The organism is Flavobacterium sp. N1719 (assembly GCF_025947045.1).
Classification (GTDB): Bacteria; Bacteroidota; Bacteroidia; order Flavobacteriales; family Flavobacteriaceae; genus Flavobacterium; species Flavobacterium stagni.
In genome coordinates this window covers 1,116,168-1,133,136 of the sequence record NZ_CP109993.1, presented here as the reverse complement: position 1 = coordinate 1,133,136, position 16,969 = coordinate 1,116,168, and the positions used below count along the sequence as shown (strand labels likewise).

The following is a 16,969-nucleotide window of genomic DNA, read 5'->3' as shown; positions in this document are numbered from 1 at the left end:
CTTAAAAATGATTTTTTTCAGTTTTCTATTAGTTTCCAAAATTATAGCGTAAGGTAAATCCGGTACGTATATTGGTGATTGGGAAAGAGGTTGAAATCACCGCTTTGGAGAAGGTATGATCATAGAAGAAAATCGCCGTTAAGTTTTTGCTGAACGAATAATCCGCTGTCATTTTTGCCGACCATAAATTCTGCCCACCACCCAATTGATTATTATTATAATCCAAATAACGTACTATGGTTTTACTATTTCGATACGACAAATCCAATTTGATGTTGATATCACTTTTGATTACCCCTGTTGGATTATCCGCTAGACGCGAAGAAATAATCACATCTTTAAATCGGAAACCTGTTCCCACAATGTATTCCAAACCTTGCTGTTCCGTCAATAAATTATTATCGAAACTAAAGGATAACGCGCGGTCTTTTTTCATTTCCAATAATAATTTAAACGAACTCTTAGTTTCAAAATCAATACGGAATAACGGACTGAATTGTTCCACTAAATTCACATTCCCCACAATGGTTTTTGCATAAAAATTATTGTTCAACGGATTCACAGCTCCTTCTACATAATCGATATTTGATCGGAAGGCATTGATAGTATACGATGCCTTGTAATTATGTTGAATGGAGAATCGTTTAAAATTATCTTTAAAGAATTTATAACGCATCAATCCACTGTATTTTATATTCCATCCTGGGATTGGAATGTTTTTGAAAATACCCGTTGACACAGAATTCGCATCTTTACCCGTGTAGGCAGCAATGAATGCCGGCAACAAGACGTCTTGACTATTTTTTCCAAAATGTTCAGGGTATCCTTCCGCGTCTAAGTTGTACGGACCTTGGTAATATTGTTGCGCCAAACGATGTGCAATAACCATACGGTTTTCTCTAAACTTATCAAAAGCTGCCGATCCAAACTCATCACTCGGTTGGAACGACGTTAAAATCATATTGGTAGAAATCGCGAAATTACCCGTTGTATATGGTGAACGCGAATTATAATTTCCATTAGTCACATCATACTGCTCAGAGAAATTGGTCGCATACGTGCGATTACCCGACAAATCTATTTTGAAGTCAGGGAATAAATCAATATTTGCCGTCACATCCAATGTTCGGTTTAACACCTCAGTATAATTTTGGTTAAAATTCTGATAGGTGGTCAACCATCCGCGTTTTGCGGCTTCAAAACGTACGTCGTCTTGTAAACCAAATACAAATCCTAAAGAAGGCTTACTCGACCCGAAGAACCCTAAGCCCGGAATGAATCCTGGCAAGGCTGTCCCTTGATTTTCTGTGTAATTAATTTGAACATTTTTCACGCTTGTCAGCACACCGATCAATCCTTCCATAAACACACTGCGTTCTGCTTGTGGCGCTACCGTTGTATTGGTGATTTTTTGACCCGGTTTGGGTGGTGCCGTTTGCGTTGACTTCGAATTCTTTTTCGTTTTGGTTAACCCTAAATATTTATACAAGGTTTCCATGTTGAATTGCGTATTCAATTTGTGCGAACCTGAATTCTGAATCGTGTTTCCTAAATTGTACACTACCCCATTGGCATCGGTATACGAAGACAAAGCCACCGAAGCACGTTGCCATGAATACGTTCCGTTGTATGTATAGGTCGGCTTGATAAATGCCAAGAATGGAATTTTAGATAATGGCAATTCGTAATTAACGGTCAACTGTTGGTTGTGCGTATTCGGCAATCCAGGATTCCAGAAATCAGTCCATAATGTGTACGTGTTATCAGGCACATTATTTTCATCCAAATAATTACGAACGATATTACTTGATGTCGCATTGAAATTAACTTTCAGCGATTTGGTCAAATTATAATTAAAACCGTATTGGTAATTGAACAAATAATTACGTTGGTAAAGAGTTTGCAAACCAATGCCTTCTACATCTACCAAACGGTAATTTTGACGGTTCAATTGACGGTTAATATTGGAACTAAATGAAATATTGGAAGGCAAGAAATTAAAATTAAAATCACTTAACAATTTCCAATAACTGCTTTTCTGGAAGCGTTTCACTTTTTTGAACGGTTCCACCGGTTTATTTTGAAAAGCATAGGTATAATCTACAGCCGTGTTGACTTGCTGATCTTGGTAACTTTCCAATTCATAACTGTGGCGATCCATTTGGTTATAGGAATACGACAAGGTTACATTTTCCACATCATAAAAATGCGGTTTTTGTTTTTCACCACGGTCTTTTTTCACCCCAATAAAATTGATACTCTTGCGCTTGGTGTAATCCATCGCACGATTGCGAATATTGCGTTTTTGCGCTTCATCGGCCGTATAATCAATTAATTGTTGCAATTCAATATCTTGATAATACGGATCGTATTTTGGAGTAATGATTTCTTCACCCACCGCATAATTGAATGGAACATTCATATTCCATTTTTTAGGTAATAATTTGCCCAAACTCATGTTGGTAACTACATTATACTGCAAAATATCTTCACGACTTCGCTCATTCGGACCCTGATCGATAGACCCAAATCCGATAGTACTCATTTTACCTGTAGCCGATAAATTGGCAAAATCAGCAAGGTTAGCATCTAAATTGGCCACGGCCGCCATACCGCCTTTGTTGTCCATATCGGCAATACGCAATTCGTTAAACCACGCTTCCCCAGCCACACGACGCGGATTTAAGGGATGTTGTGCGGTATTGAGAATGTGAGTATTATTTTTAATCCCCACCATCAAAACCCGAATCAATCCGAAATTAGGATTTCCTCGAATACCAAGTCGCGCTTTGTTGGCTTTTCCAGAGAGTGAATTATCCAATTCGTCTTCGTATTTGAAATAGATTTCTCCCGGTGACGTGTAAATATGACTTAAAGCTAAGACTTTCAACTGGGTCAATAAACTTAAGGAAACATCTATTTGGTTGGCGTCAGGCCACACTGCCGATGGCGAATTATCATTAAATTGAGATTTCTTCAACGGCAATTCGATTTGATAGAAGTTATCGGTGACGTCATTACCAAAACGGATAAATCCGACCAACTCATCATCTTCAATAGAACTTGGTGTGTCGGGTAAAGCTTCAGCATGTAAAAACATTTTGATTTTTTTAAACTGACGCATATCCACGCTCACATTTTTAAACACCCCACGTGAATCACCGGGTTCCAAACCTAATCCGGAAGCGCGCAATGAAAGCGATTGCTCGTTTTGTGGAATCAACGTATTGTTTTGATACAATTGTTCCAATTGCACTCCAGGTGGCGTTACATAATTAATTGGTGAACGCGATCCATTTTCTTGAACATTTAAGGCTTGAACATCAAAGTCGGTTCCGTCATCAGTCACATCCGTATCCACTGGATCGAGGGTGTTTTCATAGCGTCTCCATTCGCCTCGAACCAAATCCAACGAACCAAAACGTAAGGTGATGGGTTGGTTGAATTTCGTCATGAAAATTCGCATAAAACGAATTGAACGGAAATCGGAAATACTTCCAATGGTATTGGTAGGATAGGCTACCGGAATTTTAAACTGAATCCAACGGGCTTTCACAGGCAATCCATTGGCAGCTGTTACTTCCGTTTCACGAATGTCTGTGATGTAATTGGCCCCAACATTGGACAAACTCGTTTGAGACACATTAACACGGTACTCATAATACGCATTGATCGTGTTCATGGTATTGTCGCGGTTGATGTCTTCCACATCGGGAATGGTAGTTGAACCGCGATTCGTGTCGGTCACATCAACGGGTGAGTTTCCTTGAACGTTGTTATAACTTTTGTAGCGTTCCAAAACATCCCCATTGGCATTTAGATAATAATTATAATTATCTGCAGCGGGGTCTGGGAAGGATGCAAAAGAGGAATATTTGGCCGCTTCTTCCGCATCATTCAAACCATCATAACCCACGTCTTGTGCATTACGATTAGTGGTATCGGTATCAAAAGCGTAAATTAATGATTGAGAAGCGGGAACATTCCCCCACGTTTCATTGGTGACCACTTGGTTTGGACCCAATCCGTTTTCATAAAACTTACGGCCATCTTTTAGAATATCTTCTGAAATTTCACCCAAGTTAAAATAGATTTGTCCTGTATTGGTTAAATCTGCTGCTGCGCCTGGATTATTGGGGTCATAATACGGGTCCATCATCCAGAACTGGATGTACTCCACATTCGATTGTTCAAAATTCGTTGAATTCAACGAACGCATAATTCCTCCAAAATTAGTATCGGGATTCGGTAACGTTCCATCAGGTTGTGTAGCGGTACTAAAGTTATAAGGTCCGCGCTCTTGGGGATAAAACGATAAATCCAAAGTACTCACAACTTGTGACTGTCCTTGGGCAATTACCGTTTGTGGATACAACTCCGAACTATAAATACGACGCGTGCTGTTTAACGACAAATCGTCTTGAGTAATTCCAGTAGGTCGTTGTGTATAGAATATAGGATCAATGGTATACCAAGCAATTTTTGCGCGTTTGAAACCGTAATCTAAATTAAAACTGGTTCCATTAAAATCGGCATAATCCACATTTCCAGTAGCTGGACGTTCAGGCGTTGAAGAAATAAACCACGACAACGGGGAACGTAAATCGATATTGGTTTGTGACCCCTCAAAGTCGTCCACATACAAGGTTGATTCGCCATTGAATCGATCCCCTTTCGGAGTATTGGGCATCAAATAAGCAATCTCTCCACGGAAAGATACGTTTGATGGAACGTCGGTATCTACATTGGGTAATTTATTAACCAAACGAGTAAGGAAGGGAACTTCGGAAGATAAGTTGGTATTGATACCAAACATGGTATTGTTTACCGATTCTTGGCCATAGTTTGATTTTTGAGTAAAGGGACGCTCTGACATTTTTAGGAATGTCGCACCCACCATCGCTTTGCTGTTGAATTTGTGTTCCACATTAACACCCATAAATCGGCGGGTCTGTTGACCAAATACCGAATTGTTCTCTACAGACACCTCGATGGGTGTATTGGAAGCTTGAAGGGATGGGTCCAAAATTTGAACACGTCCCGCTTGGTAATTGACTGTATAGTCTACTCCCTCTACCAATCGCCGTCCGCCTGCCATAACTACAACAGAACCTTGAGGAACGTTGAATGCTCCAATTGGAATTCCTTCTCCTCCTGAGGATTTGAATTTACCGCGCAATTGAAATTTGTTCTTCTCACTTTCTTGAAGTGCTGCAGCTTGCGTACTTGTATATAATTTTCTAAAAACGTACTTGGATTGATTGGCGTTAAAATCTGTAGTTAAAGTAGGATCCCCATAATAATTCTCAGCTGTTGTTCCTCTTAATTTTTCAAATAAATAACGACCAAACGGCTCAGCTTTGGTAAAGATAATTCGACCGTTTTGTTGGTCGATGGTTAATCCTTGTACAAAATCGAAGAATCCGTCACCACCGGTTTGAGGGTCGTTGGCAAAATTCAATTGATCCAAAGAAAATACACGTAAAAGAGGGGTGTCTTGCACTCCGTTAGGTAGCGGTGAAGTTGGATTCGCCTGTACAATATAGTTCAATGGCGAAGGATCCGTATATAAGATATTGAACTTGAAATCTTCTTTTTGCAATTGATAACCGCCTGGAATTTGATAGATATTTTTCATCATCAACCCCCAAATTGGTTTGTCTACAAACGTCAAACTACTTTTCAGCATTTTCAATATTAACGATTGGGATGTAGGCACTTGCTGACCGCCTGTATTGGTATTGACTTGGGTAGCATCCACACCATCCGTACCAAATTCACCTACTTGATAGACTTCACCACCGATGGTATATTGGTAAGCCACTGCCAATACTTCATCATTGGCTAGTCGTTGTTGTAAGGAAACATACCCCAATTGTGGGTGGTAGGTATATTCAGAAGGCGTTAATTTTCGAGCATTTTCCAATTTGGCATAATCCGTCCCTTCGCTTACTGGGTTGATATTATTAAAGCCCGCACCCGCTGTGAAAATTTGGCGAATCCCCGAATTCAACAATCCTGTTGTGCCTATTAAAGCCGGATCATATCGGTTGTTCGAGTTATCGGTTGGAGCATCCGTTGGATTCAAGAAGAATCCATTGGTGATCTCATCCGGGTGAACCGCAACAACGCGATTGTCGGCCAACACAGAATTATCATAGGTATCGGTCAAACGGGTTTCCCCTAAATCCTGAAGCGCTATGATATTTCGTTGGTTATTATTGGTATTGTTAACGCGATTTTGTTTGTTGGTTACCCAAACTTCGATTCGGGTAATCTGTACGCGACTATCAATGAAGGGATAATTGCGTAACGCAAAATCGTATTTGTTTTTAAAGTATTGGGATAAAAAGAAGTGGCGATCGTTGTCGTATTCTTGTGCAAACAATTGAAAATCTTGAATCGTTCCACCGCCTTGCGAAGTCACTGTTTTCGTTTGTGATTTTTGTTCTGAGAAAACACCTGTTACCGTTGTTTTTCCGAATTGCAATTGGGCTTTCACCCCAAACAAACTTTGTGCTCCACGAATCAAGGTACTATTTAATGGCATACTCACATTTCCGACTTCAATCTTTTGAATGATGTCATCTTCTGTGGGTGCGTATTCAAGTTTGATTAAGTTTTGAAAATTAAACGTTGATTGGGTGTCGTAATTGGCATTCACGTTCAATCGTGTTCCCACTTTCCCCATCAAACTCATGCTGATGCGTTGGTTAAAATCAAAGGTGGTTGTCGAACGGTTACGCGGTGAAAACGAAGGGTTATCTTGCTTGGTATGGCGTACTCCTAAATCCACTTCTACCGAACCTGTAGGCTTGATATCGATGGTATTACTTCCGAAAATAGATTCAAAAAAACTAGAGTTTACATAGTAGCGAGGAAGTAAATCTTTTTTATCCTTTTCATCGCCTTTTCCTTCTACGGCTCTGGATTTTTTTTGAAAATAATCCCGCATGGATTCCCGCATCACCAATTGCTCGTATTCTTTTGGGGTCAATATTAACGGGTAATTAATATTAAAACCTTCAAAGGTTTTAGTCAAAATGTAACGATCAATGGTTGGGTCATAGGTATAGGCTTCTACAACACTTTTGGGATCACCTAATTTGATGGCTCCCGTGTTGTATCCTTTAATGGTATCTCTTGCTTTATCTTCCTCGTCTTCTTCTGGTGTTGTTTGTGCTTGCATATTCCAAGCAAACAACATCAAAAAGAAACAAAAGAACTTGAGTAATAATGATTTATTCCGGCTGTTTGTTTTCAACAGTTATAGGTTTTTTAAAGCTTGTTTGATTATGGTTTCTAGGGTTGCATCAGGTTGGTCCTTCATAATTTTATCAACGACCTTCTCAGCATTTTTACGAAGAAATCCTAAAACTTCCAACGCAGATAACGCCTCATCCCGATTTGTATTGTATGACACCAGGGAAACTTCCCCTACATCATGGATTTTTAACACTTTATCCCTCAAATCTAAAATTACACGTTGTGCCGTTTTTGCTCCAATTCCTTTGATGGATTGAACGGTGCCCACATCGCCATTAGCTATGGCTGCAATAATTTGTTTGGGATCTAAAGAAGACAACATGGTACGCGCTATTCCAGCTCCAATTCCGGAAACAGAAATCAGCAACTTAAACAATTCGCGTTCAGCTTTTTCAACAAAACCGTACAAACTATGTGCATCTTCTTTAATTAATAAACAGGTATACAACCGCACCATTTCAGTTTGCGGAAGCATGCCATAGGTATGTAAAGAAATATGAATGTGATACCCCATTCCATTGCAGTCGATTACCACTTCTGTGGGTGATTTTTCAACTAATTTACCTTGAATGTGTGCAATCATATTTCTGATATAGTTTCTTCAAATATAGAAAAAATAGTTTTGATGCGTCATGCCTCAAAATCTACCCTATTTTTTTACAATTAATTCTTTCAATCGTTTGCTTTTTTCTTGTGCATCAACCACGGCTACAGCAGCCATATTGACCATCTCTTCCACACTTGCTCCCAATTGGAAAATATGCGCCGGTTTGTCCATACCCAACATTATGGGTCCGATGGAATCTACCTTATACAATTCTTTCAAGAGTTTGTAGGTAATGTTCGCCGATTCTAAATTGGGGAAAATCATGGTGTTGACTTTACGACCCGCCAATTTTGAAAACGGAAATTTCGCTTTCAACATATCGGGATTCAAGGCAAAATCGGTTTGAATTTCACCATCGACAATCAAATCGGGGTAATATTTATGTAAATAAGAAACGGCTTCGCGGACTTTATTCGCACTTTCATGAGTGGACGAGCCAAAGTTGGAAAACGAAACCATGGCAATAACGGGTTCCATACCAAACATACGAACCGTTTTTGCTGTCATTAAAGCAATTTTAGCTAAATCATCTGCCGTTGGATTCGGGTTGATAGCCGTATCCGATAAGAACATCGGCCCGCGGTTGGTCATCATCATGTTGGTTGTCGCAATCAATGAAATGCCGGGTGCTTTTCCAATCAACTGCATCAACGGACGAACTACCGAAGGATAACTACGTGAGTACCCTGATAACATCGCATCCGCATCGCCTTCATTGACCATCATTGCTGCAAAATAATTGCGTTCGCGCATCCATTTTTGGGCATCCAAAAGCGATATTCCGCGGCGTTGGCGTTCTTTCCAGAAAATTTCGGCATAACGCATACGGCGCTCGTCTTCTTCTTTGGTTTTTGGATCTAAAATCGGCACATCGGCATCAAATCCGATTTCCTCTTTTAATTCTAATATATCTTCTTTTCTTCCTAATAAAATAGGCTTTCCAATACCTTCTTCATAGACAATCTGGGCGGCTTTCAACACATCCAACTGATCGGCTTCGGCAAATACAATACGTTTGGGGTCCGTTTTGGCGCGGTTGATCAATAAACGCACCATTTTATTATCCGAGCCCATGCGTTCCATGAGTTCTTCCTCGTATTTTTCCCAATCCGTGATGGGATTTTGTGCAACGCCCGACTCCATTGCGGCTTTCGCAACTGCAGGCGCCACTTTGGAAATTAAGCGTGGATCAAACGGTTTCGGAATAATATAATCGCGACCGAAAGCCAACTTGGTTTCACCGTAGGCAATATTTACTTGCTCGGGTACCAATTCTTTGGCTAAACAAGCTAAAGCTTTTACTGCGGCCATTTTCATGGCTTCGTTAATTTTTGTGGCGCGAACATCTAAGGCTCCACGGAAAATATACGGGAATCCCAATACATTATTCACTTGATTGGGGTGGTCTGAACGACCCGTTGCCATGATGATATCTTTACGGGTAGCAATCGCTAAATGATAATCGATTTCGGGAACTGGATTGGCCATGGCAAAAACAATGGGGTTTTTGGCCATTCCCAAAAGCATTTCTGGCGTCAATATATTTCCTGCGGACAATCCTAAAAATACGTCTGCCTTTTTTAAGGCTTCCGTCATTGTAGTGCCTACTTTGGCATTGGTGTAACGGCGTTGCAAATCGGATAAATCAGTGCGGTCTTTATGCAACACACCGTCTTTATCAAACATGATGATGTTTTCGGGCTTGACGCCTAAAAGCACATAGAGATTCGCACACGCCAATGCAGCGGAACCCGCTCCTGAAACAACAATTTTTACTTTATTGACTTTTTTTCCGGCCAATTCTAAGGCATTCAACAAGGCCGCTGAAGAAATAATGGCGGTACCGTGTTGGTCATCGTGCATAACAGGAATATTCAATTCCTCCACCAAGCGCCGTTCAATTTCAAACGACTCGGGGGCTTTGATATCTTCCAGATTGATTCCGCCAAAAGTGGGCGCAATATTTTTAACAGTGGCAATAAATTCCTCTACATTTTTTGTCCCTACTTCGATATCAAAGACATCAATATCGGCGAAGATTTTGAACAATAAAGCTTTCCCTTCCATTACGGGTTTAGAAGCTTCAGGACCAATATCACCTAGTCCTAAGACAGCTGTACCATTTGAAATAACAGCTACAAGATTCCCTTTGGAAGTATATTTATATACGTTATCGACGTCTTTGGCAATTTCCAAACAAGGTTCGGCTACTCCTGGTGAGTACGCTAAAGATAAATCGCGTTGTGTCGCGTATTTCTTGGTTGGAACAATTTTAATTTTACCCGGTGTAGGCTTCGCATGGTACAATAATGCGGCCCGGCGTTTACTCGAGTTGTTATCCATTTTTCAAAATTTGTCTAACTACAAAGGTATAAGTATCCGTTGAAAAGCGAAACAATTGAGGGATTTATTTAAGGAAGTCAATGTTGCGTTGGAGTCCTTCAAATTTGGCGCGTTTAACCGCCGAATTTTTAAACACTTTTCGGAAGGTTTCTTCAGTAATTTCTTCCCAATCTTTTTTGGTAAACTGCAACAAATCAGGATGCGGATTGAAAGCGGGTTCTTGATGGGGTTTTGCAAATCGGTTCCAGGGACATACATCTTGACAAACGTCACAACCGAACATCCAATCGTTCCAAGCGCCTTTCATTTCGGCAGGTAATTGGTCTTTTAACTCGATAGTAAAATAGGAAATACATTTACTGCCATCGACCACATAAGGCGCTACTATGGCTTGAGTGGGACAAGCATCAATGCAAGCCGTACAAGTGCCACAATGATCGGTGGTGGGCGTGTCGTAATCGAGTTCGAGGTCTATAATGAGTTCGGCAATAAAATAAAACGATCCTGTTTTTTGGGTGATTAGATTGGCATTTTTACCGATCCAACCGAGTCCGCTCTTGGCGGCCCACGCTTTGTCCAAAACAGGAGCCGAATCTACAAAGGCACGACCGTTGACTTCGCCGATTTCATTTTGTATAAAATGCAGTAATTCTTTGAGTTTGTCTTTGATGACAAAATGGTAGTCTTGCCCGTAAGCGTATTTGGAGATTTGATACGAATCAGGGTTTTGGGTGTGTTCGGGATAATAATTGAGTAATAAGGAAATGACACTTTTGGCCCCATCGACCAATAGCGTTGGGTCTAATCGTTTATCAAAATGATTTTCCATATAGTGCATTTCCCCTTGAAAGCCATTTTTCAACCAACGTTCGAGTCGTGGTGCTTCGGCTTCCAGGAAACCGGCTTTTGCAATACCGCACGACAAAAATCCGAGGCGCTTGGCTTCGGCTTTAATTTGTTGGGTAGTATGGACGCGATTGGAATTCATTTGCATTAGGGATTGAAGCGAAGTACCCGACCGACGTTAGGAGGGCGCGTACTGCGGAAAGCCCGCCCCCGACCGAGTTCGTGTTGCGTGCTTTTGACTTGATTCGGGGGAATGCCCTTAAAACAATTCCCCTTGGGACGAACTTTTGATTTTTCCCAAATGGCGGTACGCTTTATCGGTTACTTCACGACCGCGTGGTGTGCGGATGATGAAGCCTTCTTGGATCAAAAACGGTTCATACACTTCTTCAATTGTTTCTCCATTTTCGGAAACTGCGGTTGCTAATGTGGATAATCCAACAGGGCCACCTTTGAATTTATCGATAATGGTAGAGAGAATTTTATTGTCCATTTCGTCCAAACCGTGGGCATCCACGTGTAAGGCTTGAAGGGAATACCGTGCTATTTCGATGTCAATTTTTCCATTTCCTTTGATTTGAGCAAAGTCGCGAACACGACGCAAAAGTGCATTGGCAATACGCGGCGTTCCTCGACTGCGTCCTGCAATTTCGATTGCCGCTTCCATCGAAATGGGTACGCCGAGAATGGTCGCACTGCGTTGCACGATCGTGGTGAGTAATTCGGTATTGTAATATTGCAAACGGGACTGGATGCCGAAACGTGCGCGCATGGGCGCCGTTAACAAACCGGAACGTGTTGTGGCACCAACCAAGGTAAACGGATTCAAGCTGATTTGAACGGAACGCGCATTGGGTCCGGTTTCAATCATGATGTCGATTTTAAAATCCTCCATTGCCGAATAGAGGTATTCCTCAACAACGGGACTAAGACGGTGGATTTCGTCAATAAACAACACATCGCGTTCCTCGAGATTGGTTAACAAACCAGCCAAATCACCTGGTTTATCCAGTACTGGCCCCGAAGTAATTTTGATTCCCACCCCTAATTCATTGGCTAGAATATTGGCTAGCGTTGTCTTACCGAGACCAGGCGGACCGTGAAACAAGGTATGATCCAGCGCTTCGTCGCGAAGGTTGGCTGCTTTTACGAAAACTTTTAAGTTTTCGAGCACTTGATCTTGACCCGTAAAGTCATCGAAGGAAAGCGGACGTAACTTTTTCTCGACATCGAGTTCTTCGGGATTATAGCCTTTGTTGGTGGGATCTAAATTTTCGTTCATACTACAAATATAGTACAAGTTGGCAGGAATAAAAAAAGCCTCTCCGAAGAAAGGCTTTTGTATATTTTAGTGGTGAAGAACTTCTTCTCCGGGTTTCATAGGTACATTTTGTGGTACGAAATCCTCATCATGCCCTGGCTTACTGTAGTCGTAAGGCCAACGGTGTACTTCTGGAATTTCGCCTGGCCAGTTACCGTGCATGTGTTCTACAGGTGCTGTCCATTCTAATGTGTTGGATCTCCATGGGTTCTGTGGTGATTTTTCACCAAAGAAGATTGAACTGAAGAAATTGTAAATAAAAACCAATTGGAATGCTCCACCGATTAAGGCAAACATAGTTATTACTACGTTTACATCTTGCATATCGTCGAAGATTGGGAAGTTGGTGTTGGTGTAATAACGACGTGGTAGACCTGCCATACCAATAAAGTGCATTGGGAAGAATACACCGTAGGCACAAACTGCGGTTACCCAGAAGTGAACATAACCTAAGGTTTTGTTCAACATACGTCCGTACATTTTAGGGAACCAGTGGTAGATACCTGCAAACATTCCGTAAAGTGCAGAGATACCCATTACCAAGTGGAAGTGTGCTACTACGAAATACGTATCGTGAACGTTAATATCGAGTGTACTGTCTCCTAGGATAATCCCTGTTAAACCACCAGTGATGAATGTCGACACCAAACCGATAGAGAATAACATGGCAGGGTTTAACTGAAGGTTACCTTTCCATATGGTAGTAATGTAGTTAAATGCTTTTACTGCAGATGGAATTGCAATCAATAACGTGGTAAAGGTAAATACCGAACCAAGGAATGGATTCATACCGGAAACGAACATGTGGTGACCCCATACGATAGTAGATAGGAACGCAATCGCAAGGATAGACATAATCATCGCACGGTAACCAAAGATGGGTTTACGTGAATTGGTAGCAATAACTTCTGATGTGATACCCAATGCAGGTAACAAAATGATGTATACTTCAGGGTGTCCTAAGAACCAGAATAAGTGTTCGAACAATACCGGTGAACCCCCTTGGTAATCCAATACTTCTCCTGCTAAATAGATATCCGACAAGAAGAAGGAAGTACCAAAACTACGGTCCATGATTAACAATAAAGCGGCAGACAATAATACTGGGAAGGAAATCACACCAATTACAGCTGTAATGAAAAATGCCCAAATAGTAAGTGGCATACGCGTCATGGTCATCCCTTTAGTACGTAAGTTCAATACCGTAACGATATAGTTCAACGAACCTAATAATGAGGAGGCAATGAAAATCGCCATTGAAACCAACCATAAGGTCATCCCTAAACCTGAACCGGCAATCGCTTGTGGTAAGGCACTCAATGGAGGATAGATTGTCCAACCCGCTGAAGCAGGTCCTGATTCTACGAACAAGGAAATTACCATGATTACACTTGACAAGAAGAATAACCAGTAAGACACCATGTTTAAGAAACCAGACGCCATATCACGAGCCCCCAATTGCAATGGAATAAGTAAGTTACTGAACGTACCACTTAAAGCAGCTGTCAATACAAAGAATACCATGATGGTACCGTGAATAGTGATCAATGACAAATAGGCTTCATTGGTCATTACTCCTTCAGGAGCCATTTTTTCACCCAAGAAGAATTTAAATACTTTAAAAGATTCTTCTGGCCATGCTAATTGCATACGGAACAATAAAGACATCCCCACACCAATGATTCCCATGATAATACCGGTTAACAGGTATTGTTTAGAAATCATTTTATGGTCAATACTAAAAATATATTTAGTAATGAAAGTGTCCTTGTGGTGGTGATCATGTGCATGATCGTCAATGTGAAGGTCGTGTGCGTGACTCATATGATATAAATCAATTATATTTTTCTAATTATTTAGTAGCAACTACTGTAGTATCGTTTTTAGGAGCGGTTGAATCTGCAGGCTTTCCAGCTTCTGCAGCAGCTGTAGCCGCTTCTTCTTTCGCTGCATTTTTAACAGCTTGAACTAAAGTAGTTTTATCTTTTAACCATTTTTTATAATCTTCTGGAGAGTCAACTACAATTTTCATTTGCATGTTGTAGTGTGAAGCTCCACAAATTTTATTACACAAAAGTAAATAATCAAAAGTGTACGGATCCAATCCTGGTTTACCTTCTGCTTCTAATTGTTTGCTTTTTTGACTGCGAATTTCATTAATGTGATGCACTTTCTCAGTCATGGCTTTTGTATCACGCATTTCTTGAGTTGTCATGATTGGCGTGAAAGCAAATTGCGTAACCATACCTGGCACACAGTTCATTTGTGCACGGAAGTGAGGCATGTACATCGAGTGCAATACATCTTGTGAACGTATTTTGAAAATCACTTTTTTACCTTTAGGCAAATGCAACTCTTCCGCTACGATATCATCTTGAGCATTTGGATCTGCTAAATCTACACCTAAAGTATTAATACCTTCAATCAAACGAACGTTAGCTTTGCCTAAAACATTATCGTCACCGGCATAGCGAGCAGTCCATTTAAATTGTTGTGCATAGATTTCAATTACGATAGGCTTCTCCTCTTTTTCATTCACGAACATGATATCATTCCATGTGAAAAGTCCGAAGAAAATCAACACTGCTAAAACAATAGCAGGGATAGAACTCCAAATAAACTCTAATTTATTATTATCAGATAAATAGGTTGCAACTTGACCTTTTTTACCGCTGTATTTGTATCCAAAGTAATGCAATAAAGCCTGAGTAATGGTTTGAACAGTGAAAATCAATATCATTGAAATCCACATTAATTGATCTACTTCTTTACCATGTTCAGAAGCTGAATCTTCCATTAAAGGAAATGCACCGTATTTTACAATACAAACAATTGTTATCAAATAAATGAAACCTAAGAATCCGAATAGTAAGTAACCGTTGATTCTGTTATCATTATCGTTGGCTACATTCGTTACTTCTCCCTCGGGTTTTTTTCCAATCTGAGTAAGAGCAAAAATTTTGCTTAATTGCCATAAAGCAACTGCTAGTAAAACTACAACAAGAACTACTAATAAACCTGTCATTTGTTCTTTTCTTTAAATATTAATAATGAAAATGTTTACTCTCCTCCATGTAAGGATTGCGTTTTGGTGTCAACGGTGCTTTAGTAAGCGCAGTAAATACAACCAAGATAAACAAACCTAAGAAGAACAATACGGATCCGATTTCAGAAACTCCAATATACCATTGGTCACCTACTGTTGCAGGCATAATCATGTTGAAGAAATCAATATAGTGACCAAACAAAATTACAACACCAGCTGTAACTACAATTGGAGCTACACGTTTGAAATCTGTATTGATTAATGTCAAGAATGGGAAAATGAAGTTCAATCCTACAGCACCCCAGAATGGTAATGTATAATCATTTATACGAGTAATGAAATAGGTAACTTCTTCAGGAATATTAGCATACCAAATCAACATGAACTGAGAGAACCATAAATAGGTCCAGAACACACTAATACCAAACATGAATTTTGATAAATCGTGGATATGACTTGAATTTACATACTCTAAATAACCTTTAGATTTTAAGTAAAGCGTCACCATTGAAATGGTAGTAATACCACTAACAAAGAAACTTGCAAATACATACCATCCAAATAATGTACTGAACCAGTGTGGGTCAAGTGACATAATCCAGTCCCAAGCCATAATCGATTCTGATACGATAAAGAAAACTAAGAACATGGCAGATAACTTGAAGTTCTTTTTATAATAGAAATCATCATTGGCTTCATCTTGAGCTAGACAGTTCTTTCTTGAATAAAAACGGTATAAGTTCCAACCAATTAAAAATACAGCTGCTCTACCTATCCAGAATCCAAAATTTAAATAACCTGATTTCCCTGCAATTAAAGCATCATAGTTAGGTGAATTTACATCGGTTACACCTTCAGCCATCCATGGAAATAAATGATTCACGTGTGTACCTGATAAAATCAACAATACAAAGAAAATTACAGAACCTACTGGTAAGTAAGCTGTGATTCCTTGCATCACACGAAATAATACGGGTGACCAACCCGCTTGAGCAACTTGTTGAATAGCATAGAATGCTAAGGCACCCATAGTAACTAACAAGAAGAAAATACACGCTACATATAAAGCAGCCCACGGTTTATTTTGCAATTGATGAAAAACATGTTGAATGTGTTCTTCATGTTCTTTAGCTGCATCTACTTTTTTCTCTTCTTTCGCAACCACATTTACTTCATGTTTTTCAGCTACAGGAGCTACAGCTACATGGGTAGTATCAGTTGTTTCCGTTTTGATTGAATCGTGTGCTTCATGTGCAACAGGTTCAGCAGTTGCAGATGTCTCATGTGCTGATTCTGTTTCGTGATGAGCTGCAGATGCTTTTGCATCATGACCTTCATGCGAAACGGCTTCGTGAGAATCGTGAGAAGCAGCAGCTTCATGACCACCTTCATGACCACCCTCATGATGAGCTGCAGCCACAATTTTCTCAACATCTTCTATAGTTTTCGGAGTAGATAAAAACCCGTATACAATTCCTACTAATCCTAGAGCAATTAGTATGAAAGCGGTAGTTTTTAACTTTTGTGAAAATGTGTACAT

Annotated in this window: 8 protein-coding genes; all 8 read right to left on the bottom strand. The window is 40.2% G+C overall.

The features are described 5' to 3' along the window. Window positions 1-28: 28 nt before the first annotated feature. The 8 genes from sprA to OLM45_RS04550 all read right to left on the bottom strand — a co-directional run bounded on the left by sprA (window position 29) and on the right by OLM45_RS04550 (window position 16,969). Window positions 29-7,207 carry a cell surface protein SprA gene (sprA, locus tag OLM45_RS04585; protein ID WP_413614197.1) on the bottom strand — a complete coding sequence of 2,393 codons (7,179 nt, stop codon included), beginning with the start codon at window positions 7,205-7,207 and terminating at the stop codon, window positions 29-31. A 60-nt stretch (window positions 7,208-7,267) separates the two neighbouring features. Continuing rightward, a complete protein-coding gene (gene ruvA, locus OLM45_RS04580) occupies window positions 7,268-7,849 on the bottom strand; it encodes a Holliday junction branch migration protein RuvA (protein ID WP_264512339.1) in 582 nt (193 codons plus the stop codon). A gap of 66 nt (window positions 7,850-7,915) precedes the next feature. Further along, window positions 7,916-10,216 carry an NADP-dependent malic enzyme gene (locus OLM45_RS04575; RefSeq protein WP_264512337.1) on the bottom strand — a complete coding sequence of 767 codons (2,301 nt, stop codon included), beginning with the start codon at window positions 10,214-10,216 and terminating at the stop codon, window positions 7,916-7,918. A 64-nt stretch (window positions 10,217-10,280) separates the two neighbouring features. Next, window positions 10,281-11,204 (bottom strand): tRNA epoxyqueuosine(34) reductase QueG, encoded by a 924-nt coding sequence (gene queG / locus OLM45_RS04570; RefSeq protein ID WP_264512335.1) that lies wholly within the window; start codon window positions 11,202-11,204, stop codon window positions 10,281-10,283. Window positions 11,205-11,321: 117 nt separating this feature from the next. Continuing rightward, window positions 11,322-12,344 (bottom strand): Holliday junction branch migration DNA helicase RuvB, encoded by a 1,023-nt coding sequence (gene ruvB, locus OLM45_RS04565; RefSeq protein WP_129460018.1) that lies wholly within the window; start codon window positions 12,342-12,344, stop codon window positions 11,322-11,324. 66 nt (window positions 12,345-12,410) lie between these two features. Further along, window positions 12,411-14,207 carry a cbb3-type cytochrome c oxidase subunit I gene (locus tag OLM45_RS04560; RefSeq protein ID WP_264512333.1) on the bottom strand — a complete coding sequence of 599 codons (1,797 nt, stop codon included), beginning with the start codon at window positions 14,205-14,207 and terminating at the stop codon, window positions 12,411-12,413. A 28-nt stretch (window positions 14,208-14,235) separates the two neighbouring features. Further along, window positions 14,236-15,408 carry a cytochrome c oxidase subunit II gene (locus OLM45_RS04555; protein ID WP_264512331.1) on the bottom strand — a complete coding sequence of 391 codons (1,173 nt, stop codon included), beginning with the start codon at window positions 15,406-15,408 and terminating at the stop codon, window positions 14,236-14,238. A 19-nt stretch (window positions 15,409-15,427) separates the two neighbouring features. After that, window positions 15,428-16,969 (bottom strand): quinol:cytochrome C oxidoreductase, encoded by a 1,542-nt coding sequence (locus tag OLM45_RS04550; protein ID WP_264512329.1) that lies wholly within the window; start codon window positions 16,967-16,969, stop codon window positions 15,428-15,430.

Coding starts and splice junctions, on each gene's coding strand:
- OLM45_RS04550 (WP_264512329.1), bottom strand. CDS start 16,969: ATGTACACATTTTCACAAAAGTTAAAAACTACCGCTTTCATACTAATT.
- ruvB (WP_129460018.1), bottom strand. CDS start 12,344: ATGAACGAAAATTTAGATCCCACCAACAAAGGCTATAATCCCGAAGAA.
- ruvA (WP_264512339.1), bottom strand. CDS start 7,849: ATGATTGCACACATTCAAGGTAAATTAGTTGAAAAATCACCCACAGAA.
- queG (WP_264512335.1), bottom strand. CDS start 11,204: ATGAATTCCAATCGCGTCCATACTACCCAACAAATTAAAGCCGAAGCC.
- OLM45_RS04575 (WP_264512337.1), bottom strand. CDS start 10,216: ATGGATAACAACTCGAGTAAACGCCGGGCCGCATTATTGTACCATGCG.
- OLM45_RS04560 (WP_264512333.1), bottom strand. CDS start 14,207: ATGAGTCACGCACACGACCTTCACATTGACGATCATGCACATGATCAC.
- sprA (WP_413614197.1), bottom strand. CDS start 7,207: ATGTTGTTTGCTTGGAATATGCAAGCACAAACAACACCAGAAGAAGAC.
- OLM45_RS04555 (WP_264512331.1), bottom strand. CDS start 15,408: ATGACAGGTTTATTAGTAGTTCTTGTTGTAGTTTTACTAGCAGTTGCT.